Genomic DNA, 1,646 nt, shown 5'->3' with positions numbered 1-1,646 from the left:
GGGTGGTGAGCAGGGTGTGGGGTGGGGGTGTGTGCTGGTCGGTGAGCTGAGTGTCCAGGAACCCGGCCAGAGCGCTGACGGAGGGGTAGTCGAAGACCACGGTGTTCGCCAGCTTGAGCCCGCCCAGCGCGTTCAGCCGGTTACGCAGCTCGACAGCGTTAAGAGAGTCGAACCCCATCTCCTGGAACGCCCGGTCGGCCTCGACCTCGCGCGCGTCCTCATGACCCAGGATCCCCGCGACCACACCCCGCACCAGATCGACCAGAGCCCTCTCACGCTCATCCGCGGCCAGGCCCGCCAGCCGCCCGGCAAGCGACCGCCCCTCCCCACCACCGCCGTCAGCACTGCCCGACAGCGCCCGTCGCCGAGCGGCGGGCACCAGCCCCTGCAGCAGAACAGGCACATCAGCGCCCTGAGCCCGCAAGGCACCGGTATCCATACCCGTCAGCGCCACAACCGGTTCCCGCGAGGTCAGCGCCGCATCGAACAGATCCATCCCCTCCGACGACGACAGCGCACGCAACCCCATCCGCGACAACCTGCGCAGATCAGCCTCACCCAGATCCCCACTGATGGCACTGGACTCCTCCCACAGACCCCACACCATCGACACCGCGGGCAACCCCGCAGCCCGACGCAGAGACGCCAGACCGTCCAGGAAGGCATTGCCCGCCGCATAGTTCGCCTGACCCGCCGTGCCCAGCAGACCCGCCAACGACGAATACAGCACAAACACCTTCAACCCGCACCCACGGGTCAGCTCATGCAGATTCCACGCCCCGTCCACCTTCGGCCGCAGCACCCGCTCCAGCCGCTCCCGCCCCAACTGCGAAAACACACCGTCCTCGGCCACACCCGCCGTATGCACCACACCCACCAGCGCACGCTCCGCCGGCACCGCACCCAAAACCCCAGCCAACGCCCCACGATCAGCCACATCACACGCGGCGAACTCCACCCGCGCACCCGCAGCCTCCAACTCCGCCCGCAGCTCCCCAGCCCCAACAGCCCCCTCACCAGCACGACTCAGCAACAGCAACGACCGCACCCCGTGCTCACCCACCAAACGCCGCGCCACCAACCGGCCCAACGTCCCCGTCGCCCCCGTCACCACAACCGTGCCATCACCCCACTCGATGACCTCACCAACACCGGAAACAGCACCGGAAACAGGCATCAGACGCGGCACCAACAACCGCCCACCCCGCACCGCAACCTGATCCAGCCCCGAACCCACCACATCCCGCACCACATCCGGCACACCACCAGAACCGAACCCGGCAACATCCGCCTCCAGATCCACCAGCACCATCCGCCCCGGATACTCCGACTGCGCCGACCGCAACAACCCCCAGACCGACGCACCCCCCAGATCCACCACCCCCTCCCCCTCAACCACACCCAACGCACCCCGCGTCACCACAACCAGCCGGCACCCCTCCAACCGCTCATCCGCCAACCACCCCCGCACCCACTCCAACACCCCACCCACAACATCCCGCACCCCACCAGGCACATCCACCCCAGCACCCACCGGCACCTCAAAAACATGCGTGCCCACCACCCCAGGCACACCACCAGCAACCAACACCAACTCCCCCAACACCCCAGCAACCCCCGAAGCCACAACCGGCTCCCACCCCACG

1 protein-coding gene is annotated in these 1,646 nt (G+C 68.1%); it reads right to left on the bottom strand.

The annotated features are described in order from the left end of the window. Positions 1 to 1,483 (bottom strand): type I polyketide synthase (locus ACIQPT_RS37375; RefSeq protein WP_401162811.1); only part of this gene is annotated, 1,483 nt, incomplete at its 3' end. Between the last annotated feature and the right edge of the window lie 163 nt (positions 1,484 to 1,646).

This window comes from Streptomyces sp. NPDC091289 (assembly GCF_044757365.1).
Lineage (GTDB): Bacteria > Actinomycetota > Actinomycetes > Streptomycetales > Streptomycetaceae > Streptomyces.
The sequence above is the reverse complement of the archived record's forward strand: the minus strand, read 5'-3'. Positions and strand labels throughout refer to the sequence as shown.